Source organism: Duganella hordei (assembly GCF_040369125.1).
Classification (GTDB): Bacteria; Pseudomonadota; Gammaproteobacteria; order Burkholderiales; family Burkholderiaceae_D; genus Rugamonas; species Rugamonas hordei.
The window spans coordinates 1-22,570 of record NZ_BPWI01000007.1; the positions used below are offsets into that span (position 1 = coordinate 1).

The 22,570-nt window shown below is 65.9% G+C and carries 18 protein-coding genes; 11 read left to right on the forward strand and 7 right to left on the reverse strand.

Features of this window, described 5'->3' with window-relative positions; translation table 11 throughout:
- Positions 1-206 precede the first annotated feature (206 nt).
- Genes ABWW33_RS17185 through ABWW33_RS17200 form a run of 4 tightly spaced genes read right to left on the reverse strand, consistent with a single transcriptional unit; the run spans position 207 to position 3,551 of the window.
- Complete coding sequence (locus ABWW33_RS17185; RefSeq protein ID WP_353402980.1) at positions 207-872, reverse strand: hypothetical protein; 666 nt, start codon at positions 870-872, stop codon at positions 207-209.
- The gene (locus ABWW33_RS17190) at positions 869-1,837 is read right to left on the reverse strand and encodes an MlaD family protein (protein ID WP_353402981.1); all 969 of its coding nucleotides are present in this window, start codon (positions 1,835-1,837) and stop codon (positions 869-871) included. Before ABWW33_RS17190 ends, ABWW33_RS17185 begins: the two co-directional genes overlap by 4 nt.
- 1 nt (position 1,838) lies before the next feature.
- A complete protein-coding gene (locus tag ABWW33_RS17195) occupies positions 1,839-2,627 on the reverse strand; it encodes an ABC transporter permease (RefSeq protein ID WP_353402982.1) in 789 nt (262 codons plus the stop codon).
- 57 nt (positions 2,628-2,684) lie between these two features.
- Positions 2,685-3,551, reverse strand: a complete 867-nt coding sequence (locus tag ABWW33_RS17200) for a LysR family transcriptional regulator (RefSeq protein ID WP_353402983.1) — start codon at positions 3,549-3,551, stop codon at positions 2,685-2,687.
- A gap of 87 nt (positions 3,552-3,638) precedes the next feature.
- On the opposite strand from ABWW33_RS17200, the gene ABWW33_RS17205 reads away from it, so the two are divergent.
- The 3 genes from ABWW33_RS17205 to ABWW33_RS17215 all read left to right on the forward strand — a co-directional run bounded on the left by ABWW33_RS17205 (position 3,639) and on the right by ABWW33_RS17215 (position 8,161).
- A complete protein-coding gene (locus ABWW33_RS17205) occupies positions 3,639-5,024 on the forward strand; it encodes an MFS transporter (protein WP_353402984.1) in 1,386 nt (461 codons plus the stop codon).
- Positions 5,025-5,122: 98 nt separating this feature from the next.
- Entirely contained in the window at positions 5,123-7,948 is a 2,826-nt protein-coding gene (locus tag ABWW33_RS17210; protein ID WP_353402985.1) for a M16 family metallopeptidase, read from the forward strand.
- A 12-nt stretch (positions 7,949-7,960) separates the two neighbouring features.
- Entirely contained in the window at positions 7,961-8,161 is a 201-nt protein-coding gene (locus ABWW33_RS17215) for a hypothetical protein (RefSeq protein WP_072780462.1), read from the forward strand.
- Between the two features lie 15 nt (positions 8,162-8,176).
- Here the strand turns inward: ABWW33_RS17215 and ABWW33_RS17220 are convergent, their stop codons facing one another.
- Complete coding sequence (locus ABWW33_RS17220) at positions 8,177-8,575, reverse strand: VOC family protein (RefSeq protein ID WP_176651714.1); 399 nt, start codon at positions 8,573-8,575, stop codon at positions 8,177-8,179.
- 67 nt (positions 8,576-8,642) lie between these two features.
- Between ABWW33_RS17220 and ABWW33_RS17225 the strand changes: the two genes are divergently transcribed.
- From ABWW33_RS17225 to ABWW33_RS17235, 3 genes are read left to right on the forward strand one after another with little or no spacing between them, the layout of a single operon-like run.
- A complete protein-coding gene (locus tag ABWW33_RS17225; RefSeq protein WP_353402986.1) occupies positions 8,643-10,058 on the forward strand; it encodes a cytochrome P450 in 1,416 nt (471 codons plus the stop codon).
- A gap of 38 nt (positions 10,059-10,096) precedes the next feature.
- A complete protein-coding gene (locus ABWW33_RS17230; protein ID WP_176651712.1) occupies positions 10,097-10,624 on the forward strand; it encodes an SRPBCC family protein in 528 nt (175 codons plus the stop codon).
- A gap of 18 nt (positions 10,625-10,642) precedes the next feature.
- Complete coding sequence (locus ABWW33_RS17235; protein WP_353402987.1) at positions 10,643-11,062, forward strand: hypothetical protein; 420 nt, start codon at positions 10,643-10,645, stop codon at positions 11,060-11,062.
- Here the strand turns inward: ABWW33_RS17235 and ABWW33_RS17240 are convergent.
- The gene (locus ABWW33_RS17240) at positions 11,059-12,078 is read right to left on the reverse strand and encodes an AraC family transcriptional regulator (protein WP_353402988.1); all 1,020 of its coding nucleotides are present in this window, start codon (positions 12,076-12,078) and stop codon (positions 11,059-11,061) included. The genes ABWW33_RS17235 and ABWW33_RS17240 overlap by 4 nt on opposite strands.
- Positions 12,079-12,200: 122 nt before the next feature.
- On the opposite strand from ABWW33_RS17240, the gene ABWW33_RS17245 reads away from it, so the two are divergent.
- From ABWW33_RS17245 to ABWW33_RS17255, 3 genes are read left to right on the forward strand one after another with little or no spacing between them, the layout of a single operon-like run.
- On the forward strand, positions 12,201-13,793 hold the full coding sequence (locus ABWW33_RS17245) for an FAD-binding oxidoreductase (RefSeq protein ID WP_353402989.1): 1,593 nt from the start codon (positions 12,201-12,203) through the stop codon (positions 13,791-13,793).
- Complete coding sequence (locus ABWW33_RS17250; protein ID WP_353402990.1) at positions 13,790-15,406, forward strand: glycerol-3-phosphate dehydrogenase/oxidase; 1,617 nt, start codon at positions 13,790-13,792, stop codon at positions 15,404-15,406. The genes ABWW33_RS17245 and ABWW33_RS17250 overlap by 4 nt, the downstream gene beginning before the upstream one ends.
- 23 nt (positions 15,407-15,429) lie before the next feature.
- Complete coding sequence (locus ABWW33_RS17255; RefSeq protein WP_176651707.1) at positions 15,430-16,992, forward strand: FGGY-family carbohydrate kinase; 1,563 nt, start codon at positions 15,430-15,432, stop codon at positions 16,990-16,992.
- A gap of 6 nt (positions 16,993-16,998) precedes the next feature.
- Here ABWW33_RS17255 and ABWW33_RS17260 read toward each other — a convergent pair whose 3' ends face one another.
- A complete protein-coding gene (locus ABWW33_RS17260) occupies positions 16,999-19,401 on the reverse strand; it encodes a TonB-dependent receptor (protein ID WP_353402991.1) in 2,403 nt (800 codons plus the stop codon).
- Between the two features lie 231 nt (positions 19,402-19,632).
- On the opposite strand from ABWW33_RS17260, the gene ABWW33_RS17265 reads away from it, so the two are divergent.
- Positions 19,633-21,030: a flavin-containing monooxygenase gene (locus tag ABWW33_RS17265; protein WP_353402992.1), complete on the forward strand. Its 1,398-nt coding sequence runs from the start codon at positions 19,633-19,635 to the stop codon at positions 21,028-21,030.
- 10 nt (positions 21,031-21,040) lie between these two features.
- A complete protein-coding gene (locus ABWW33_RS17270; protein WP_353402993.1) occupies positions 21,041-22,561 on the forward strand; it encodes an aldehyde dehydrogenase in 1,521 nt (506 codons plus the stop codon).
- Positions 22,562-22,570 lie beyond the last annotated feature (9 nt).

A 22,570-nucleotide genomic window follows, 5' to 3' on the forward strand; every position in this document is an offset into this window, starting at 1 on the left:
ACGTGGTCAAAGGGAGAACGTCGGAAAGCATGGCGCGAAGGTTAACAGCCTTCGCGCATGTTTACAACAACTAACTGGGGCCGGCCTAGTTCCTTAACTTAACGGCATTAGGGTCAGATCTGACATTCGGACACGGCCTCTACCGTGGATGTCGTTGCGTGGCTGAGGTCGTGTCCAAATGTCAGATCTGACCCCGGATTACCGGATTATGGTTTCTCGCTGACGAGGTCAATGCGGCGCTTGAGGCGCTGGGCTTCGGCGGTGTCGCCGGATTTTTCGGCGCGCATCGCCTGGACGCCCAGCCAGGCCAGCAGCGGGCGGCGCCAGCCTTGGGCGGAGGCGGCGTCCACGGCGTCGCGTAGGACTTCCGGCGTGGCTGTGCCCGCGCGCAGCAGGACGCCGCTGGCCACCAGCTTGGACATGGGATCGGCGATCGCCTGCACGGCGCCGGTTGCGGCCGCGTCGCCGGACGCTGTGGCGACCGGCCGGTGCTGCGCCGGCAGCAGCGCGGCGTCGGCCGAGGTGGCACGGCCGGACAGGTAGGCGGCGTAGGCGCGATCGGCCGGGCCTGCGTCCTGCGACAGCTTGTCGTAGCCGGCGCAGTCTTCAAACACCAGCGAGGCGACGCGCGCGGCGCAGCGTATCAGTTCGGCGCGTATCATCAGATCGACTTTTCCGGTGCTGGCCAACGCCTCGCGGGCGCGCTGGTATTCGGCCGCCTCAACCCGGGCATTGCCGGACATGTAGGCGGCGGTCGAGCGTTCGATGGAGCTTTGCGCGTTCATCTGCCAGTCCGGCACCGGCGGGTTGTTGCCGCAGGCTGCGAGCAGCAGCGTAACGGACAGCGCGAACAGCGGGGCGATAGTCTTCATGGCAGCTTGATCTCCGTGTCGCGCTTGAACGGCCATTTTCGGTTGATTTCGTTGACCAGCTGTTCGACCCGGCGCAAGCTGCTTTCCACTTCGCCGCGCAAGGTGCCCAGGTCGGCCGTGGCTTCCTTGGCGTTGGCGCCGACGGCCTGCGCCTCGACCAGCACCGCGTCCATTTTCTTCAGGCTGTTGCGGGCATCGGCCAGCAGGCCGTTGAGCTGCACGATGGTCGCCTGCGCGTCCGTCATCACCCCTTGCTTGCCGAAGACTTGCGTGTCGGCGTGGCCGATCAGGCTGTCGGCCTTGGTGGCCAGCGCGTTCACGGTGATCAGCAGCTTGTTGGCGCGCTCGGTCAGTTCCTTCGCGTTCTTGTCGTCGCCGGCGATCAGGCCCATGGCGCCGCCGGGGCCATTCAGCTTGCCGGTCACGCCCTGCACGTTGGCCAGGCTGGCCGCCAGCGCGGAGTTTTCCGCCGTCAGCGTGCTCAGGTTGTCCAGCAGCTCCTTGGCCGAGGCCAGCAGGCGCGGTATCTCCGCCGCCGGATCGCCGACCAGTATCGGACGTAGCGCCCCGTCCTCCAGTGCAGGATCGGTGGGAATGCCGCTGAAGGCGCGCAGCCTGGCGCCGCCCACCAACCCCCGTTCCAGCGTGAAGATGCTGGAGCTGCGCAGCCAGTGCGCGTCCTTGCGCGGTACGTCGACGATGACGCGGGCCTTGCCGTCCTTGCCAAGTTCGATGAGGCGCACGCGCCCGATCGGGAAGCCGGCGAAGGTGACGTCCATGCCGACCACCACGCCTTCCGAATCGTCGGCCTGCAGCACCAGCGTCTGCGTCGCCTCGAAAGCGCCGCGCGCGTACATCAGGTACAACGCCGCTCCGGCGACCAGCACCACCATCAGTATCAGCAGCAGTGCCGCCTTGAGTTCCGCATTGCGCACCGGCGCCGCTTCGGTTGTTTGGTCTGCCATGTCAGTAGTAGTTACCCATGAGTGATGCGACTTCGATGAGGAGTATCACGGCAAACAGCCGTACCATGTCGTGCAGGCCGTGCGTGACCTTGTTGCGGTAGCTGGCGCCGAAGTAAAACGAGGACGCCATCGGGATCAGCCCGACCGCAAAACTGAAGAAGACGATTTTCAACACCAGTATCATCGCGACCGCCGGGTTGAAGACCTGGCCGACCACCCGCGTGTAGCCCTGCAACGCCCACGGCGTGAAGCCGTACAGCGACAGGTAGGCGAGGATCAGCGTCAGCACGCAGCTGACGGCGGCCAGCATCCAGACCGCGAACACGCCGGCCACCACGCGCGGGAAAAATTCCTGGTGCAGTTCGGCCTCGGTGATCGTGTTGCCGGTGCCGCGGCCCTGCGCGAACTCGAGGCCGGCCGGCAGCGTGGTGCGCAGCGCCACGAAGGCGGCCGCGCACAGCGGGACCAGTTCCAGCACCAGCACGCGCACCACCATCTCCAGCGCGAAGCGCGACAGGCCGTAGCTTTGCGAAGTGACGAAAACGATGCGGATCAGGACCACGCTCACCAGCGCCGACAGCACGGCGAACCATGCGAGGTTGGGCGCGGTGTCGCGCACGATGTGGCGCGCCAGCTTGTTGCGGTTGACGCGGCCGTAGCTGGCGGGCGTGACGGCGAGCGACAGCATCAGCACCGCGAACAGCAGCAGCCTCCACCAGCTATGCAGCCAGGCGAGGGTGGCTTGGTTCAGGCGCCGCAGCGCGGCGGGTACGGATGCTTCGAGGTTCATATTGCCATATTAGCACCGCGACCGCGCGGGCAGGCGTCCGGCTCGCCAGCCGCGGTCCTACTTGTCGGGGAAGCCGGCGATGATGGCGTCCGCCGCCGCGCGCACGCGGGCGCTGCGACTGAGGTCGCTGTGCATCACCAGCCAGACGTCGTAGTGGTCGGCCCGCTCGGGCCAGATGCGCGTCAGCGCCGGATCGCCGTCGGCCATGTGGCAGGGCAGCTCGGCCACGCCCATGCCTTTGCGGGCGGCGTCGATCAGCAGCAGGCCGCTGTTGACCTCGATCGCCGCGCGCGCGTTGTGGATCGGTTCCAGGCACAGCTTCTCCTGGTGCCGCGGCGCGACGCTGGCCTGGTAGCGGACGATGTCATGGCCGGACAGGCCGTTGCCCGCCACCGGCATGCCGCGTTCGGCCAGGTAGGCTGGCGTGGCGTACAGCCCCATGCTGCGGCGGATCAGGTGGCGCGAGATCAGGTCGGGACTGGTCGGCTTGAGCGTGCGTACGGCGAGGTCGGCCTCGCGCCGCGTCAGGCTGGTGATTTCGGTGCTGGCGCTGAGGACGATGCGGATTTCGGGGTGCTGCACGTGCAGCCGCTGCATGGCGTCCAGCACGAAAGCGGCCGCCATGGTGTCCGAGGTGGTCACGCGCACGATGCCGGACAGGCGATTGTCGATGCCCTGCATCTCGCGCTGGAACTGCAGCGCCGCCTGTTCCATCAGCTCGGCGGCGGTGACGGCCAGTTCGCCGGCCGGCGTGGCCAGGTAGCCGGACGGCGTGCGCAGGAACAAGCGCGCCCCCAGCGATTTTTCCAGCGCGTTGAGACGGCGTCCGACGGTGGCCTGGTCGATATCGAGCAGCCCGGCGGCCGCGCGCAGCGTGCCCTTGCGGTAGATGGCGAGGAAGATCCTGGCGTTGTCCCAATCCATGCGGTTTTCCGGTGAAATGCATTTTTGCATCAGAGTGCCGATGTTATGCGTATTTACTGCATCGCGCAAGCGGCCTAACATCGCGTCATGAATACTCAAGCCACTACCGCCGCCGTGCCTGCCCGCCAGGTGCCGCCCCTGCTGATGCTGATGACGCTGGCCATCGGCTTCGTGATGGCGATGATCGATGTCACCGCCGTCAATACCGCCTTGTCCGACATCTCCGTCAGCCTCGCCGTGCCGCTTGCCGGCCTGGTGTGGGTGGTGGACGGCTACACGCTGACCTTCGCCGCGCTGCTGATGGCGGGCGGCGCGCTGGCCGACCGCTACGGCCCCAAGAACGTCTACCAGGGCGGCTTGAGCGTCTTCATACTGGGTTCGATACTGTGCGCGGTGGCGCCCAGCGGGAACGCGCTGATCGCGGCCCGCCTGCTGCAAGGCGCCGGCGCCGCGCTGTTCATGCCCAGCTCACTGAGCCTGATGACCCACGCCTACGAGAACCAGGCCACCCGCGCGCGCATGCTGGGCACCTGGTCGGCCATCGTCGGCTGTTCGTCGGCGGCCGGTCCGCTGGTGGGCGGCCTGCTGGTGCATGAATTTGGCTGGCGCAGCGTGTTCTGGGTGAACGTGCCGATCGGCCTGGCCGGCATCGTGCTGACGCAAGTGCTGGCGCCGGCCACGCCGCGCCATGAACGCGCGCTGTCGATGTTCAGCCATCTGCTGGGTGTGGCCGCGCTGGCCGCGCTGAGTTTCGTGCTGATCGAAGGCCCGGTGCTGGGCTGGGGTTCGGTGCCGGTGCTGGGCGCCGCCGCCGCAGCCATCGGTGCCGCATTCCTGCTGGTGCGGCGCGAACGCACCGGCGCGCATCCCTTGCTGCCGCGCGCCTTGTTCGATACGCCGGCTTTCGCCGCGGCCAACGGCGTCGGCTTCCTGATTAACTTCGCGGTGTTCGGCCAGTTGTTCCTGCTTAGCCTGTACATCCAGCAGTCCGGCGCCGACGCGCTGCATACGGGCTTGAAGCTGATACCGATGATGGCCGCTTTCGCCGTCGGCAACCTGACGTCGGGCCGCATCACGGCGCGCGTCGGCACGCGGCCGCCGATGATGTATGGTTTGCTGGTGGGGTTGAGCATGGCGGTGCTGATGCTGGCCGGCCTGTCGCCGCAGACGCCATACTGGCTGCTGGTGCTGGGCACCGTGGTGATGAACGTCGCCATCGGCATAGCGATTCCTGGCATGACGGCGACGGTGATGCTGGTCGCCGGCAAGGCCCACGCCAACAGCGCCGCCGCCGGGCTGAACGCCAATCGCCAGATCGGCGCGCTGGTCGGCGTGGCGATGATGGGCACCGTGCTGCACATGGTGCCCGACTGGGCCTGGCGCTTGCCGCTGGCCTTCGGCCTGATTACGTCGGCCTATGCCGGCGCCTTGTGCCTGGTGTACCGATACGTCAAGCTGGGCAAGCCGGTTTAGGAGTTGTGGCCTGCCGGCTGGCAGGCGAGGAAGGAATCTAGCCCAAATTAAGAATTTCGGTGTAAGGTAGCTCCCTCGTTCATTTTTACGCAACTTGTATGAAGCTGATGATTTCGCGTAGCGCCTCCGCCGCCATCCTGCTGGCGTGTTCCCTCATGGCGCAAGCCGATAATCCGCCGCCGCTGAAACTGAGCGATCCGATTCCGGTAGGTCCGCAGGTCAAGGTTGGCAAATTGGCCAACGGCCTGACCTACTACGTGCAGAAGAACGGCCGCCCCGAGAACAAGCTGGAACTGCGGCTGGTGGTCAAGGCCGGCTCGATCCTCGAAGACGAGGACCAACTGGGCCTGGCCCACTTCACCGAGCATATGGCGTTCAACGGCTCGACCCATTTCAAACGCAACGAACTGGTGTCCTACCTGCAGTCGATAGGCGTGAAGTTCGGCGCCGACCTGAATGCCTACACCAGCTTCAACGAAACCGTCTACATCCTGCCGATACCGACCGAAAAGCCGGAGATCGTGGAGCAGGGCTTCCAGGTGCTTGAGGACTGGGCCCACGGATTGTCTTTCAACGATGCCGACATCGACAGCGAACGCGGTATCGTGCTGGAGGAACTGCGCATGGGCAAAGGCGTGGACGACCGCATGAACAAGGTGCTGTTGCCCAAGGTGCTGAACGGCTCGCACTACGCGCAGCGGCTGCCGATCGGTAAAGAGGATATTCTCAAGAGCTTCAAGTACGACGCGATCAAACGCTTCTACCGCGACTGGTACCGCCCGGACCTGATGGCGGTGGTGGTGGTCGGCGACATCGAACCGGCCAAGGCGCAGGCGCTGATCGAGCAGCATTTCGGCATGCTGAAAAATCCGCAGAACCCGCGTCCGCGCGAGTACGCGACGATACCGGAACGCGCCGCGTCGGAAGGCGTGGTGTTCACCGATAAGGAAATCGGCGCCAACTCCATCTATATCCGCTACCCGATCCATCCATGGCCGGCCGGCACCACCGTCGCCGACTATCGCCAGAAGCTGATCGAGAACATGTACAGCTTCATCCTCAGCCAGCGCATGTATGAGCTGACGCAGCAGGCCAATCCGCCGTTCCTGCAAGGCGGCAGCGGCATGAGCGGCGTGGTGCGCGGCTATCGTTCGTTCGGCGCCGGCGCGGTGCTGGGCAAGGGCGGCGCCACGCCGGCCATCAACGCGCTGGTGCAGGAAGACCAGCGCGCGCGCCAGTACGGCTTTACCGCTTCCGAAGTGGAGCGCGCCAAGAAGGGCATACTGCGCAACTACGAACGCATGTACAACGAGCGTGACAAGTCCGATTCGAGCGGCTATGCGGCGGAATACATCCGCAACTTCCTGGAACAGGAAACCATCCCTGGCATCGCGGCGGAGTACCGCTATGCCACCGAGCTGATTCCCGATATCTCGCTGAGCGAGGTGAATGCGGCGGCGCGCGTGGCGATTCCGGTCGATCAGAACAAGCTGGTGATCTACACCGGTTCGGACAAGGCCGGAGCGCCGGTGCCGAAAGCCGACGAGCTGCTGGCCATCGCCAGCGCGGCGGAAAAAATCGGCGTCAAGGCGCAGGAAGAGAAGGTGTACGCCAGCCAGCTGATGCCGGTGCCGCCCAAGGCCGGCAGCATCGTCGGCCAGACCGTCAATGTCAAGCTGGGAACGACGGAGCTGAAGCTCAGCAACGGCGTCAAGGTGGTGCTCAAGCCTACCGACTTCAATAACGACCAGGTGATGATGGGCGGCGTGCGTTACGGCGGCTGGTCGCTGTTCGGCGACCGCGATATCTTTAACGCGCACTACGCCAGCAGCATCGTCGGCCAGATGGGCGTGCTCAATTACACGCCCAACGACCTGGGCAAGGTATTGGCCGGGAAGAGCGTCAGCTCCACCGCCAGCGTCAGTTCGCTGAATGAATCCGTGGGCGGCAGCTCGGGCAGTTCGGACATCGAATCGATGTTCCAGCTGGCCTATCTGCAGATGACGCAGCCGCGCAAGGATGCGGCCATCTACAGCGCCTACGTCGACCGCCAGCGCGAACTGGCGCAGAACAATCTGGCGCGGCCGGAATCGGTGTTCTACGACACCGTCACCGCCACGCTGTACAACAACAATCCCCGCGTGCTGCGCGCGGCCAAGCCGGCCGACTTCGACCAGCTGGGACTGGACCGGGTGCTGGATATCTACAGCAGCCGCATGTCCAGCGCGCGCGACTTCACGTTCTTCATCGTCGGCAGCTTCGACGTGGAGAAGATCAAGCCGCTGGTCGCCACCTATCTGGCCAGCCTGCCGACGGGCGAGATTCCGGTTGCGTTCAAGGACGAGGGCGTACGCCCGGTGAAGGGCGTCGTCAAGAAGGAAGTGCATGCGGGTTCTGAGCCCAAGAGCACGATCTCGCTGTCGTTCACCGGCGACGTGGAATACTCGCGCACCGAACGCCTGCGCATGCAGGCGCTGGTCGAGGTGCTGAACATCAAATTGATCGAGGTGCTGCGCGAGAAAATGGGCGCGATGTACAGCGGCGGCATGAACGGCACGATGAACCGCATCCCCTACGGTAACTACACGATCAACGCCAACCTGCCGTGCGCGCCGGAGAACGTGGACAAGGTGATCGCCGCCACCTTCGCCGAGATCGACAAGATCAAGCAGAACGGCGCCGAGGAGGCGGACCTGAACAAGGTGAAGGCGGCCTGGGTCAAGAGCTACCGCAAGGGCCTGCGCGAGAACGGCTACTGGCTGGCGGTGCTGCAGAGCGCCTTCTTCAATAATTCCAATCCAGACGATATACTGACCTATGAGTCGCGTGTCGACGAGATCAAACCGGCCGACCTGAAAGCGGCGGCCAGGCGCTACTTCGACATGAACAACTATGTACAGGTCGTGCTGTATCCCGAGAAATAAGAGAGGTCAACCATGGCAAAGAAAAAAGAAGAACTGGATCCGGAAACCCTGGAATTGATCAACTGGTGCATCGAAGTCGAGGGCTTCCTGGTCAAGGGCGGCGCCACGCAGGAGCAGGCGCAGGAACATATCGAAGAACAGGTCGAGTGGTTCACCGACCAGTTCTACGAAGGCCTGACGCCGGAGGAAGCCGCGAAGGAAGCGCTGGCTTAAGATTGAACAGCACGCTCAAGCCTGTTCGGCGTCATGACAGACGACGCATAATTTATTCCCCTCCGGATCGCGGAAGTAGGCGCCGTAGTAGTTGGCGTGATAATGCGGCCGCAAGCCTGGGGCTCCTTCGCACTGGCCGCCATGCGCCAAGGCGGCCGCATGGGCACGGTCGACCGCCGCGCGCGATGGCGCCATGAAGGCGAACATCTGGCCGTTGCCGCATCCCGCCGGCTGGCCGTCATACGGTTTCCCGATCACGAACAAGGGCCGCGCGGTTTCCGCCGGCATCCACGCCGCCCAGGGCTTGCTGGCGTCCTTGAAGCGCGGCCGCGTGCCCAGCTCCGCCATCAGCGCGCTGTAGAAGGCGTAGGCCGGCTCAAAGTCGTTGATCCCTATGTAGACATGCGAAAGCATCAGCTTCTCCAATAAGTGAGTATAAAGTCAACATTTCGGGGTATAGTGTAAGCGGAGACCAAAATAAATGGAAAAAAACACGCTGCGCCGTATCGCCGATCTGCCCGGACCGAAGGGGCGCCCTTTGCTGGGCAATGTACGCGACATCAATGTCAGGCCCATGCATCAGGTGCTGGAGGGCTGGGGCCGCGAATTCGGGGCGATGTACCGCTTCCGCATCATGCGCAAGGAGTTCGTCGTGACGGCGGACCGCGACGTCATCGCCACCCTGCTGCGCGACCGTCCCGACGCGATGCGGCGTTCCAGCCGCACCGCCGAGATGCTGAACGAAGTCGGCACACGCGGCCTGTTCACGGCCGAGGGCGAGGACTGGCGCCGCCAGCGCAAGCTGGTGATGCGGGCGCTGACGCCGGAGGTGATCCACAATTTCTTCCCGACGCTGACGATGCTGACCGAGCGCCTGCGCGCGCGCTGGGATGCCGCCATCGCCGCCGGCAAGCCGGTCGACGTGCTGCGCGACCTGAAGGCTTATACGCTGGACGTGACCATCGGCCTGGCGATGGGGCAGGACATCAACACGCTGGAGCTGGAGGAGCATCCGCTGCAGCGCGATATCGAATTCCTGTTCAAGCTGGTGGCCAAGCGCCTGACGTCGCCGTTCGCCTACTGGCGCGTGGGGCTGCTCAAGCGCGCCGACGACCACGAGGCCACCGCCGGCGCGGCGCGCATCCAGCGCGCCATCTTCGGCTTCATCGCCGAGGCGCGCAAGAACATCGAGCGCAATCCGGCGTTGCGGCAGAAGCCGTCCAACATGCTGGAGGCGCTGATCATCGCGCGCGACGAGCCCGACTCCGGCCTGACCGACGAGGCGGTGGTCGGCAACGCGATCACGATGGTGTTCGCCGGCGAGGATACGACGTCGAACACGGCCGCCTGGCTGATCGATTTCCTGTCCATGCATCCGCAAGCGGCTGCGCGCATGGCGGAGGAGGCCGGCCAGGTCCTCGGCGACGATGCGGTGCTGTCCGACTACCATCTGCTGGACCGCCTGCAGTACATCGACGCCGCCACGCGCGAGGCCATGCGGCTGAAACCGGTCGCGCCCCTCATGGCGGCCGAATCGAACGAGGATGCGGTGGTCGGCGATCTCGCGGTGCCGGCCGGCACGGTGATTTTCCTGTTGCTGCGGCACGCGTCCGAACGCGGTTGCGAGCTGGCGCAGCCGGAGCATTTCCTGCCGGAGCGCTGGCTGGAGGCGGCCGGCGGCGGCGACGATCCGGGCCGCAAGCAGTTTCCCTTTGGCGGCGGGCCCCGTTTCTGTCCCGGCCGTTATCTGGCGATGGCCGAGATCAAGATGGCGATGTCGATGCTGGTCAAGAACTTCACGCTGGTGCGCGAACCGGGCGCGCCGCAGGCCGAGGAGCGCTTCACCTTCACGATGACGCCAGACTCCTTGCCGGTGCGACTGATCAAAAAAACATGATAGGCTAGAGGCGCTTTTCACAAAACAGGGGATAAAACATGTTGAAGAAAATCGCAATCGGCGTTGTCGTACTGATCCTGATCGTCCTGGGCCTGGCCGCCATGCAGCCGGACAGCTTCCGCGTGCAGCGGAGCATCGCCATCAAGGCGGCGCCGGAGAAAATCCAGCCGCTGATCAGCGATTTCCACAACTGGCCCGCGTGGTCGCCGTGGGAGAAGCTGGACCCGGCCATGAAGCGCACCTATAGCGGCGCGCCCAAGGACCAGGGCGCCGTCTATGCGTGGGAGGGCGACGACAAGGTCGGCGCCGGCCGCATGGAGATCACCGGACTGGCGCAGCCGACCAAGGTCGACATCAAGCTCGATTTCCTCAAGCCGTTCGAATCGCACTGCCTGACCGAGTTCGCGCTGGAACCCAAGGGCGAGCTGACCACGGTGACCTGGACCATGTCCGGCCCGAGCAATTTCATGACCAAGCTGATGGGCCTGGCCGTCAGCATGGACAAGATGATAGGCAAGGACTTCGAGACCGGCCTGGCCAACATGAAGGCGGTGGCTGAAAAATAGCGGAGGCGGGCGATGAGGATGGGTCCAGTATTGTGCGCAGCGGCGTTGGCGATGGCGGCCGTGGCTCATGCCGCGCCGCTGAGGCACGACCATCCGGTCATCGGCACCTGGCAGGTCACGCTGCCCGACGGCTCCTGCAGCGAAACCTACCGCATCCGCGCCGACGGCAGCACGCTGGTGTTCAGCAACGAGGAGGTGGCCGAGTCCACCTTCTCGATCAGCGACCAGCCCGACAAGGACGGCTTCTATGAGGAAGTCGACACCATCGTCAAGGACAACGGCAAGCTCGATTGCCTCGGCGACGTGACCGAGGTGGGGCGCGCGGTCACCAGCTACCTGCTGTTCCATCCCACCGGCGACATGTTCCTGATGTGCGTCGAGCGGCGCATGGACAAGTGCATCGGCCCGTTCATACGGGTCAAGGGCAACGAGATCTAAGTCCGGTAGGCGCCGGGATTGACGCCTGCCCATTCCTTGAACGCGTGGTTGAAGGCGCTCTGCTCCTGGTAGCCCAGCAGGAAGGCGATGTCGACCAGGCTCAGTTCCGGCTGGCGCAAATAGTCCTTGGCCAGGGCAAAGCGCGCCTGGTCCAGTATCTGCTGGAAGGTGGCGCCGGCGTCGCTCAGCTTGCGCTGCAGCGTGCGCGGCGACAGTTTCAATTCTTCGGCTATGGACGCCAGCCGCACCTGCCCGTGCGCCAGGTTGCGGACGATGGCCGCGTGGACCTGCTGCGCGATCGAGTTGTCGCTTTGTACGCGCTGGCGCAGCAGCTGCTCCGCGTGCTGCTGCAGCACCGGATACAGGCTGACGTCGGCGTTGGGCACGGGCCACGCCAGCAACTGAGCGTCGAACGTGGCGACATTGGCCGGTGCGCCGAAGTCCGGCATCTCTCCCAGCACGCGGACATATTCATCGCGGTTGGCCGGGTCGCCGCCGTCGTGGGTCAGCGCCAGCCGCGCGGCCGGCAGCGTCACGCCGGCCAGCCAGTTGCCGAACACGCGGATGCCGGCGAACACGCTGTCGGCGAGGTGGCGGTGGACGGGGCTGTAGTTGCTGTGCCAGGCGTAGCGGGCCACGCCGTCTTTCACAGTCAGCTCCGAGCGGCCCAGGTCGTGGGCCAGCTGCTCGTAGCGCATGGTTTGCTCGAAGGCCTGGCCGAAGTCGCGGCAGCTCAGCAGGATCAGGCCGTAGACGCTGTAGGTTCCCATCTTGACGCGCTCGCCCACGTGCAGGCCGAAGTGCGGGTCGGCCGCCAGCGCGGCGCCGGCATCGAGCAGGCGCACGTAGTCGTCGGCGGGCAGCGAGTCGGGCGGCGGCTGCAGCGCACCGGCGGCCATGCCGGCGGCGCGCTCCAGGGCGGCGGGCGTGACGCCGCGCGCCGCCGCCGCTTCCAGCAGGGGCTGCAGATACGACCCGGCGACGCGGCGCGACAGGTCAGCGTGCGGGCTTGGCATAATCGAACAAGGCGGTTGTCATGAAAGCGCAATACCTCTGGCGGGCGTTATCTTATTCTGATGTCATTGAAACTCGGTGCGCTCCAGTATAACAAGCGCTCCGCTACGCAGACAGGAAAACAATGAGACGCTGGAACGGTTGGGGTGACGATACGATAGAGTTTGCGCTGAACGAGGATGCGCTGGCGTTTCTGGCGCAGCGCATCGGGCACGGCTCGCCGGTGGCGGATGCGGCTTACGAGCAGGCTTGCGCGCAGATCGCGCCGTCCCGGCTGGCGCCGCATCCCCTGATCGATACGGCGCCGGAGGTCCGGCTGCGCAACGCGCTGGGCCAGAGCCTGCCGGATTGGCTGCGCCTGCGCCATGGCGTGATCGAGACGGCGCCGGACGGGGTGGCCTACCCGGAAAGCCCGGAGCAGGTGCGGGCGCTGCTGGAGTATGCGCGGCAGCACGGCGTGGCCGTCATACCGCAAGGCGGCGGCACCAGCGTGGCCGGCCATTTGACGGCGCCGGCCGGCGACCAGCCGGTGCTGGCGGTGAACCTGACCCGCCTGCGGCAGCTGCACTATCTGGATACCGAGTCGCAGCTGGCGACCTTCGGCGCCGGCGTGTTCGGTCCGGATCTGGAGGCGCAGCTGCGGGCGCGCGGCTATACGCTGGGGCACTTCCCGCAATCGTTTGAATATTCGACGCTGGGCGGCTGGGTGGTGACACGGTCGTCCGGCCAGCAATCGCTGCGCTACGGCCGCATCGAGCAGATGTTCAAGGGCGGCAAGGTGGAGACGCCGGCCGGCACGCTGGATATTCCAACCTTCCCGGCGTCCGCCGCGGGCACGGATCTGCGCGAGATGGTGCTGGGATCGGAGGGCCGCATGGGCATCCTGACCGAAGCCACGGTGCGCGTGACGCCGGTGCCCGAGTATGAGGCGTTTCATGCGGTGTTCTTCCCGGACTGGCAGGCGGCGGAGACGGCGGTGCGGCATGTCGTGCAGGCCGGCCTGTCGCTGTCGATGCTGCGCTTGTCCAATCCGCTGGAGACCACCACCATGCTGGCGCTGGCCGGCCACAAGAAGCTGATTTCGGCGCTGGAGCGCTACCTGGGCTGGCGCGGCTGCAAGGACGGCAAGTGCATGCTGATGATAGGCGTGAGCGGCCGCCAGGGCGCGGCGAAGGCGGCGTTGAAGAATGCGCTGGAATTGACACGGCCACATGGCGGCGTGCATATCGGCCGCGCCATGGGCGACAAGTGGAAGCAGAACCGCTTCCGCAACGTCTACCTGCGCAATGCGGCGTGGGCGCACGGCTATGCGATCGACACGGTGGAGACGGCGGTGGACTGGCCGCGCGTGGGGACCATGATGCGGGCGGTGGAGGCCGCGGCGACGGCGGCGCTGGCCGAACACGGCGAGCAGGTACACACCTATACGCACCTGTCGCACCTGTATGCCCAGGGGGCGAGCGTTTATACGACGTTTGTGTACCGGCTGGCCGGCGACTATGAATCCGACCTGGCGCGCTGGCGATCGCTGAAGCAGGCGGCCAGCATGGCGATTGTGGAGAATGGCGGCACCATCAGCCATCAGCACGGCGTCGGCAGCGACCATGCGCCTTACCTGGTGGCGGAGAAGGGCGAGCTGGGATTGGCGGCGATGCGCGCGATGTTTGCGTATTTCGATCCGCAGCAGATCATGAATCCCGGGAAGCTGCTGCCATGACGGCCTGGTGGCGCAGCGGCGGGCGGACAGGCTTGCCGGAACTGCTGGCGAGAGACTGGGATTTGATCGTGATCGGCGGCGGCATCACCGGCGCTGGCATATTGCTGGAGGCGTCGCGGCGCGGCCTGAAGGCGTTGCTGGTGGAGCAGCGCGACTTTGCCTGGGGCACGTCGAGCCGGTCGTCAAAGCTGGTGCATGGCGGCTTGCGCTATTTGAAGGAAGGGCAGTTTGCGCTGACGCGCGAGTCGGTGCATGAGCGGGAGCATCTGCTGCAGCAAGCTGCGGGATTGGTGGAGCCGCAGAGTTTTGCCTTCGGCGAGTACGAAGGCCGCAAGCCGGGCAAGCGCATATTCCTGCTCGGACTGGCGATATACGACCGCATGGCGGGGCAGAAGGCACGCCATTACTTCAGCCGCGAGGAGTTCGTGGCGCTGGCGCCGAACGTGTCGTCCGCTGGCCTGAAGGGGGGCATGGTCTACACCGACGCCAAGACCGATGACGCGCGGCTGGTGCTGCGCGTGCTGCAGGAGGCGCAGCGGCACGGCGGCGCCGCGCTGAACTACATGGCGGTGGAGTCGCTGCTGCGCGGGGACGCCGGGCCGGCGGCGGGCGGTGTCGTGCGCGGCGCGCGCTTGCGCGACGGTCTGACCGGCGAGTCGCACGAGGTACGCGCCCGGCTGGTCATCAGCGCCACCGGCGCCTGGGCCGACGGCCTGCGCATGCAGGGCAGCCGGGGGACGTCGAACGGCGCCAAGCCCCGGTTGCGGCCTTTGCGCGGCAGCCACCTCGTGCTGCCGGCCTGGCGCCTGCCGCTGGCGCAGGCCATCAGCCTGATGCATCCCGCCGACGGCCGTCCGGTGTTCGCGTTTCCATGGGAAGGCGTCACGCTGGTCGGCACGACGGATGTCGATCACAGGGAGGACATGGCGCTCGAAGCGTGCATCACCCGTGCCGAAGTCGATTACCTGATGGCCGCGCTGCACGACCAGTTCCCTCAATTGAACTTGAGCGAGAGCGACGTCATCGCCAGCTATGCCGGCGTGCGGCCGGTGATCGACAGCGGCAAGGCCGATCCGTCGAAGGAGGGGCGCGACCACGCCTTGTGGCTGGAGGAGGGCCTGTTGACGGTCACCGGCGGCAAGCTGACCACGTTCCGTGTCATCGCGCTCGATGCGCTCAAGCTGGCGGCGACGCTGCTGCCGGATTGGCACGACAAGCTGGAGCCGCAGCCGGTGTTCGGGGCGGCAGCGGCGCCTATCTTCCAGCGCGGACTGCCGGCTGGCCAGGCGCAGCGCCTGCAGGGCCGCTATGGCGCGCTGGCGCGGCAGCTGCTCGATGCGGCGCAGCCGGGGGAGCTGGAACTGATCGCGGGGACGGAGACCATCTGGGCGCAGTTGCGCTGGGCGGCGCGTTGCGAATCCGTGCAGAAGCTGGAAGACCTGCTGCTGCGCCGCAGCCGCATCGGCATCCAGTTGCGCGGTGGCGGCATCGAGATCATGGACCGCGTGCGCGCCATATGCCAGCCGGAACTCGGCTGGAGCGACCAGCGATGGGACGCCGAACTGGCCGCCTATCTGGCATTATGGAATACCCATTACAGTTTGCCCGCATAAGCCCGGGCGGCATCAGGACACACATGGCTGACCAATACATCCTCTCCATCGACAACGGCACCCAGAGCGTGCGCGCCTTGCTGTTCGATTTGAACGGCAACCTGGCGGCCAAGGCGCAGGTCCATCTGCAGGCCTACTTCTCCGACTACCCCGGTTGGGCCGAGCATGACGCCGATGGCTATTGGCGGGCGGTTTGTTCTGCATGCCAGCAGTTGTGGGCCTCGACAGATATTCCGCGTTCCGCCGTCAAGGGCGTGGCGGTGACGACGCAGCGCGGCACCGTGGTCAACGTGGACAGCGACGGCAAGGTGCTGCGGCCCGCCATCACCTGGCTGGACCAGCGCCGCGTCGGCAAGCAGAAGCCCCTGAGTTTCCTGTGGCGCACCGCGTTCAAGCTGGCGCGCGTGTCCGGCACCATCGAATACTTCCGGCGCGAGGCGGAGATCAACTGGATCGCCGAGAACCAGCCCGGGATCTGGGCCAGGACCGACAAATACCTGCTGCTGTCGGGCTTTCTGAACTTCCGCCTGAGCGGACGACATGTCGACTCGATCGGCTCGCAAGTGGCCTATCTGCCGTTCGACTACAAGAAGCACCGGTGGGCCGGCGCGCGCGACTGGAAATGGGAGGCACTGGCCATCAGGCCGGACATGCTGCCGGAACTGGTTCCGCCGGGTACCGTGATCGGCGCGGTGACCGCTGCGGCGGCCGAAGCGACCGGCATCCCGCAAGGCACGCCGCTGGTGGCCGCCGCCGCCGACAAGGCTTGCGAGGTGATCGGCTCGGGCGGACTTGAGCCGCACATCGCCTGCCTGAGCTACGGCACCACGGCGACCATCAACACCACCACCAGGAAGTACGTCGAAGTCACGCCGCTGATACCGCCTTATCCGGCGGCCATTCCAGACGCCTACAACACCGAAGTGCAGATTTTCCGCGGCTACTGGATGGTCAACTGGTTCAAGGAGCAGTTCGGCCACCTGGAGCAGATGGCCGGCGCCGAGCAGGGCATGGCGCCGGAGGCGATGTTCGACCTGCTGGTGAACCAGGTGCCGCCCGGTTCGATGGGCCTGATGCTGCAGCCGTATTGGAGCCCCGGCATCAAGACCCCCGGGCCGGAAGCGAAGGGCGCGATGATCGGCTTCGGCGACGTCCACACGCGCGCCCATATGTACCGGGCGATACTTGAGGGCCTGGCCTACGCGCTGCGCGAAGGGAAGGAACGTATCGAAAAGCGCAGCGGCGTGCCGGTGACTGAGCTGCGCGTGGCGGGCGGTGGCTCGCAAAGCGACGCAGCGATGCAGCTGACGGCCGACATCTTCGGCCTGCCTGCTGCGCGCGCGCACATCTACGAGACATCCGGCCTTGGCGCCGCGATCGCCGTGGCCGCCGGACTGGGGTTGCACAAGGACTTCGACAGCGCCACGCGGGCCATGACGCGCACGGGCCGCGTGTTCCATCCGATCGCCGCCAACCAGCAGATCTACGACAGGCTGTACCGCCGCGTCTACCTCGGCATGTACCAGCGCCTGCAGCCGATGTACCAGGAGATCGCCGACATCACCGGCTATCCCGAGCAGCTGTAGACGCGTCTACAGGCTGCCCTTCAGTTCCAGGCCTATGGTGCGCGGCGGCGTCACGCTCGCATAGGGCATGCCGACCTGCTTGGTCTGCCCGTCCAGGTTGTAGACATAGCGCTTGTTGAACAGGTTGTTCACCAGCAGGCCGACGCCGAACTTGCCGCTGGCGTTGTCCCAGCCCAGCCTCAGGTCGGCCTTGCCGCCCGCTTCGCCCGTTCGGAAGGCCGGAGCGTTGAGGCATTGCAGTGCGCGCGTGTCGTCGTTGCAGCGGGTCTTGCTGTGATAGGTGCCCTGCAGCGTTGCGCTGATCCGGCCGTCGAGCGCTTCCCAGCTGGCGTTCACGCCCGCCATGCCGGTGAAGGAGGGCGTGCCGACCGGTTGGCCGGACAGGTCCAGCGTCGCACCGCTGGTATCGGCGGTGCGATAGCTGCGGTAGGTCTGGTCGATCAGCTCCATGCCGCCGAACAGCGTCACGCCCGGCGCGATGCGCAGGCGGCCGTCGAGGTCCAGCCCCTTGGCCTGCTGGTCGCTGTTGATGACGTTGTAAGTCGCGATCGGGCCGGTGCCTCCCAGCTTGATGTCCTGAAGATTCTTGAAGCGATAGGCGAACAGGCTGCCGTTCAACGTGGCGCGGATGCCTGGGAAATACCATTTGAAGCCCAGTTCGAGGTTGGTCATCTTTTCCGGCGCGAAGCTCGGGTCGCGCTCCGCGGCGACCGCCGATGCGGCATTGGGCGGCGTGAAGACGTTGAAGCCGCCCGCCTGGTAGCCCTGCGACAGCGACGCGAACAGCAGCAGGTCCGGCGTCAACTTATGATCCAGCACCAGGCGCGGACTCCAGTCGCTCCAGCTGCGCGTGGCCCGGACCGGCGTGGCCGCCAGCCGGCCGGCCGCGTAGAAAATCTGGTTGGACGGCAGGGCCGCCGCACTCAGGCCGGCGGCGGCGCCGTAGGTGTCGAGCAGCGTGTCCAGCGCCGGCGAGCTGCGGCCGGGCACATACCACTCCATGTTTTTGCGGTCCCGGCTCCAGCGCACGCCGACGGTCAGGTTGGTGGCCGGCGTCACATGCCAGATCACGTCCTCATACAACGATACCGCGCGGGTTTGCAGATAGTTGTAGCTGGTCTCGCCCCAGCCAAAGCTGGATGCGCCGTCGACGCCGGGCACGCCCGCCTGTCCCAGCCCGCCGAACAGCGCGGCAAAGTCGGCGTTGCCGCCGCCGAGCAGGTTGACGGTGTCCAGCGTGGCGGTGGTGAGCAAGGCGGTCGAGGCCTGGCGCTCGCGGTTGTCGTAGAAACTGGCGCCGGCGATCCAGTCCAGCTGCGCGGTCCTGCCCGAAAGCTTGAATTCCTGCTGCCAGTTATAGGCGCGCTTTTGGTCCGTGTTGGACAGGGAGACATCGACGCGGGCGGTGCCGTCGTTGTCGGTCTGGTTGAACGAGGAGAAGGTGCGGTAGGCGGTGGTCGAACGCAGCGTCATGCCGCCGAGCGGCAGCTCCGCGCGCAGCGTGACGCCGTCGAAATTGCGCCGCTCGCCGCCGGAGACGTCGTTTTCCAGCGGCGCCGTGCGCGGATCGGTGAAGTTCGTCACATAGGCCGCATCGTAGACACCGCGATAGCCGGCCAGCGGCTGCGAACCATCCTTGACCACGCCGAAAGCCGGCCAGCCGGCCTGGCGCAGCTGCTCGTGCTCCCACGACAGGTTGAGCGTCGCGTCTCCCAGCTTGTGCTTCAGCGACAGCCGCGTCGCCCACGACTGGTCGCCGCCGGCATGGGCGCCGTTGGCGGCGTTGCGCACCCAACCGTCGCTGGCGGCGCGCACCACGACCAGGCGTGCCGCCGTGTCCTGACCCAGCGGCAGGTTGATCATCGCGTCCAGGTTGGCGCGGCCATAGTCGCCGACCTTGATATGGCCGGCCATGTCGAAGCTGTTTTCCGGCTCGTTGGTGACGACGGAGATCGCGCCGGCGGCGCTGTTGCGGCCGAACAGCGTGCCTTGCGGGCCTTTCAGCACCTCGACGCGTTGCAGGTCGATGAAGTTCATCAGCGCGCCGCCGGTCTTGCCGGTGTAGACGCCGTCGACGTAGATGCCGACCGGCGTGTCGGTGCCGATGCCGAAATCGCCGGGCTGCACGCCGCGTATGCCGAACACAGGCTGCGTCGGCTGGGTGGCGTCCACCTGCAGGCCGGGCAGGTATCCGGTCAGGTCGCCGAGATTCTTGGCCCCCAGGTTCTGGATGTCCCTGGCCGTTACGACCTCCATCGAGATCGGCACTTCCTGCGCCGACTGCGAGCGCGATTGGGCTGTGACGACCACTTTCTGGATGTCGTCGGCAGCGCTTGCGCCATAAGGAACGAGGGCCGCGCCGCCCGCCAGGGCGAGGGCGATGGATGTTGTCGTTGCTGGTGTCTTCATGATATCTCCCGGTGATTGTTTTGATCGAATGTAGTCGGGAGGTTGCGTGGGGCGGGGGCTGGATCGGACAGCGGAGGATGCCCGCGTGGCCAAACCGGCGCCGGTGTTGCGCTGCCGCCCGTCCGCGGCGCTTGGCCGGAATTGCTCCCCGCGTGTCCTTTTGGACCCCGTGCGCCGCCGTCTTTGTTTGCACAATGAACTCCGGATTTTCATAAAAATGGGAGAGTGAACATGTCATACCAACAGCAGGATGAAATTATCGATTGCGGCAACGCGGTATGCGTGGTGGGCGCCGGGCCGGGCGGCCTGTCGGCGGCGCGCGCATTGAAGGGCATGAAGCTGGCGTACGAGCAGTTCGAGCGCCATTCGGATGTGGGAGGAATCTGGGACATGAGCAATCCCGGCAGCCCGATCTACGAATCGGCCCACTTCATTTCGTCGCGCGACCTGTCGGGCTTTATCGGCTTCCCGATGCCGAAGTCCTTTCCCGACTACCCCACCAACAAACAGATACTGAGCTATGTTCGCAGCTACGCCGACGCCTTCGGCCTGCGCGACGCGATCCGCTTCAATACGCCGGTGCGGAACGTGCATAAGGAGGACAGCGGCAAATGGCTGGTGACGCTAGGCGATGGCAGCCGCCGGCGCTACCACGCCGTCATCTGCGCCACGGGCTGTAACTGGGATCCCAACATGCCGGAGGTGAAGGGCCAGTTCAATGGCGAGATCCGTCATTCCGTCACTTACAAGAGCAGCGACGAATTCGCCGGCAAGCGCGTGATGATCGTCGGTGTCGGTAACTCGGGCGCGGACATCGGTTGCGACGCGGCTGCGCGCGCCGACAAGGCTTTCATCAGCATGCGGCGCGGCTACCATTTCATTCCCAAGCATTTGTTCGGGCTGCCGGCGGACCAGGTCGGGGAAAGCGGACCGCAGCTGCCGATGTGGATCGCGCGGCCGGTGATGGGACTGCTGCTCAAGATGTTCACCGGCGACCTGACCCGCTTCGGCCTGCCGAAACCGGACCATAAGCTGTTCGAAAGCCATCCGCTGCTTAATTCGCAGCTGCTGCACAATCTCCAGCACGGCAATATCTCCGTCAAGCCGGACATCGCCTATTACGACGGCGACGAGGTGGTCTTCAAGGACGGCAGCCGCGAGCGGCTCGACCTGGTGGTCTACGCCACCGGCTACAAATGGAGCTGCAAGTATGCGGCGGAATATTTCGAGTGGCGCGGCGGCAGACCGCAGCTGTACCTGTCGATGTTCAGCCGCGACCACCGCAACCTGTTCGGCATCGGCTATGTCGAAACCAACTCCAGCGCCTACAAGCTGTTCGACACGGAAGCGTTCATGATCGCCGCCTATCTGCGCGACCAGTTGGACAACCCCGGCGGCGGCAGCCGGTTCGACGCGCTGATCGCCAAGGACGACCCGGACCTGTCGGGCGGCCTGAAATTCGTGAAGTCGCAGCGGCATGAGGTCTATCTGGAGGCGCATGCGCTCAAGTCCTACCTGATGCAGCTGCGCAGGAAGATGGGCTGGCCGGAGCTGAGCGAAACCTATTATGACCATCTGCGCACCGGTGCGGCGGCGCGGCCGTCGCCGGCGATGCGCGTGGCAGCTTGAGAGGAACCCCATGGACAAGACAGTGCAGTACTACCAGCAGCAGGCCGCGCGGCTCGATTTTGAAACCCGTGCGCTGATCGGCGGGCGCTTCGTCAACGCAATCTCGGCCGAGGAATTCGATTCCATCAATCCGGCCACCGGGCGAAGACTGACCGGCGTCGCCCGCTGCGGCGCCGTCGAGGTGGACGACGCGGTCAGCGCGGCGCGCCAGTCCTTCGAGCGCGGCGACTGGTCGGGCGCCTCGCCCAAGCACCGCAAGAAGGTGTTGTTGCGGCTGGCCGACCTGGTCGAGGCCAACCTGGAGACGCTGGCGCTGATGGAGAGCCTGGACTCGGGCAAGCCGATACGCGACGCGCTGTCGGCCGACCTGCCCGACATGATAGAGAGCCTGCGCTGGCACGCCGAGGCGGCCGACAAGCTGTACGACCAGATGGCGCCGACCGCGCCCGACGTGGTGGCGATGATCGTGCGCGAGCCGATCGGCGTGGTGGGCGCGGTCCTGCCGTGGAATTTTCCGCTGTACCTGGCAGGATGGAAGATCGGGCCGGCCCTCGCCAGCGGCAATTCGATGGTGATCAAGCCCGCCGAGCAGACTTCGCTGACGGCGCTGATGCTGGGTCGCCTGGCGCTGGAGGCCGGCGTGCCGGACGGCGTGCTGAATATCGTGCCCGGCTACGGCGAGACCGTGGGGCAGGCGATGGGGCGCCACCCGGGCATCGATTGCCTCAGCTTCACCGGTTCGGGCGAGGTGGGGCGCTTGTTCCTCAAGTATTCGGCCGAATCCAACCTGAAGCGGGTGGTGCTGGAGTGCGGCGGCAAGAGTCCGGCGCTGGTGCTGGCCGACGCGGCCGACTTGCCGCGCGTGGCGCAGCAGGTGGCCACCGGGGCGCTGTTCTGCCAGGGCGAGAACTGCAGCGCCGGTTCGCGCCTGATCGTGCACCGTTCGCGCAAGGACGAGCTGCTGGCGCTGCTGCGGCGCGAGTTCGACGCCTGGCGGGTCGGCGATCCGCTGGACCCGGCCACCCGCGTCGGCGCGCTGATCGAGCCGGGACACATGCGGCGCGTGCTTGGCTACATCGCCGGCGGCGAGGCGCAGGGTGCGCGGCTGGCCCACGGCGGCGCGCAGGTGCGCCAGGATTCCGGCGGCAGCTTCGTGGAACCGACCATTTTCGACGGCGTGCTGCCGGCGATGACCATCGCGCGCGAGGAGATCTTCGGGCCGGTGCTGTCGGTGATGGAGTTCGACGACCTGCGGCAGGGCATCGCGATTGCCAACGACACCAATTATGGCCTGGCCTCGTCGGTCTACACCAGCAACCTGGACGCGGCGCACGGCGTGGCGCGGGCGATCCGCGCCGGCACCGTGTCGGTCAACTGTTTTTCGGAGGGGGACACCGGCGTGCCGTTCGGCGGCTACAAGGAGTCCGGCTTCGGCGGTCGCGAAAAATCGCTGATGGCGCACGACCAGTACACCGAGACCAAGACCATCTGGATGCAACTGGGCGCGGCCAGTTTCGCCGCCAACACTTGAGGGAATCCA

Coding starts and splice junctions, on each gene's coding strand:
- ABWW33_RS17255 (WP_176651707.1), top strand. CDS start 15,430: ATGGCTGACCAATACATCCTCTCCATCGACAACGGCACCCAGAGCGTG.
- ABWW33_RS17210 (WP_353402985.1), top strand. CDS start 5,123: ATGAAGCTGATGATTTCGCGTAGCGCCTCCGCCGCCATCCTGCTGGCG.
- ABWW33_RS17215 (WP_072780462.1), top strand. CDS start 7,961: ATGGCAAAGAAAAAAGAAGAACTGGATCCGGAAACCCTGGAATTGATC.
- ABWW33_RS17195 (WP_353402982.1), bottom strand. CDS start 2,627: ATGAACCTCGAAGCATCCGTACCCGCCGCGCTGCGGCGCCTGAACCAA.
- ABWW33_RS17235 (WP_353402987.1), top strand. CDS start 10,643: ATGGGTCCAGTATTGTGCGCAGCGGCGTTGGCGATGGCGGCCGTGGCT.
- ABWW33_RS17260 (WP_353402991.1), bottom strand. CDS start 19,401: ATGAAGACACCAGCAACGACAACATCCATCGCCCTCGCCCTGGCGGGC.
- ABWW33_RS17245 (WP_353402989.1), top strand. CDS start 12,201: ATGAGACGCTGGAACGGTTGGGGTGACGATACGATAGAGTTTGCGCTG.
- ABWW33_RS17200 (WP_353402983.1), bottom strand. CDS start 3,551: ATGGATTGGGACAACGCCAGGATCTTCCTCGCCATCTACCGCAAGGGC.
- ABWW33_RS17185 (WP_353402980.1), bottom strand. CDS start 872: ATGAAGACTATCGCCCCGCTGTTCGCGCTGTCCGTTACGCTGCTGCTC.
- ABWW33_RS17265 (WP_353402992.1), top strand. CDS start 19,633: ATGTCATACCAACAGCAGGATGAAATTATCGATTGCGGCAACGCGGTA.
- ABWW33_RS17250 (WP_353402990.1), top strand. CDS start 13,790: ATGACGGCCTGGTGGCGCAGCGGCGGGCGGACAGGCTTGCCGGAACTG.
- ABWW33_RS17230 (WP_176651712.1), top strand. CDS start 10,097: ATGTTGAAGAAAATCGCAATCGGCGTTGTCGTACTGATCCTGATCGTC.
- ABWW33_RS17190 (WP_353402981.1), bottom strand. CDS start 1,837: ATGGCAGACCAAACAACCGAAGCGGCGCCGGTGCGCAATGCGGAACTC.
- ABWW33_RS17270 (WP_353402993.1), top strand. CDS start 21,041: ATGGACAAGACAGTGCAGTACTACCAGCAGCAGGCCGCGCGGCTCGAT.
- ABWW33_RS17240 (WP_353402988.1), bottom strand. CDS start 12,078: ATGCCAAGCCCGCACGCTGACCTGTCGCGCCGCGTCGCCGGGTCGTAT.
- ABWW33_RS17220 (WP_176651714.1), bottom strand. CDS start 8,575: ATGCTTTCGCATGTCTACATAGGGATCAACGACTTTGAGCCGGCCTAC.
- ABWW33_RS17225 (WP_353402986.1), top strand. CDS start 8,643: ATGGAAAAAAACACGCTGCGCCGTATCGCCGATCTGCCCGGACCGAAG.
- ABWW33_RS17205 (WP_353402984.1), top strand. CDS start 3,639: ATGAATACTCAAGCCACTACCGCCGCCGTGCCTGCCCGCCAGGTGCCG.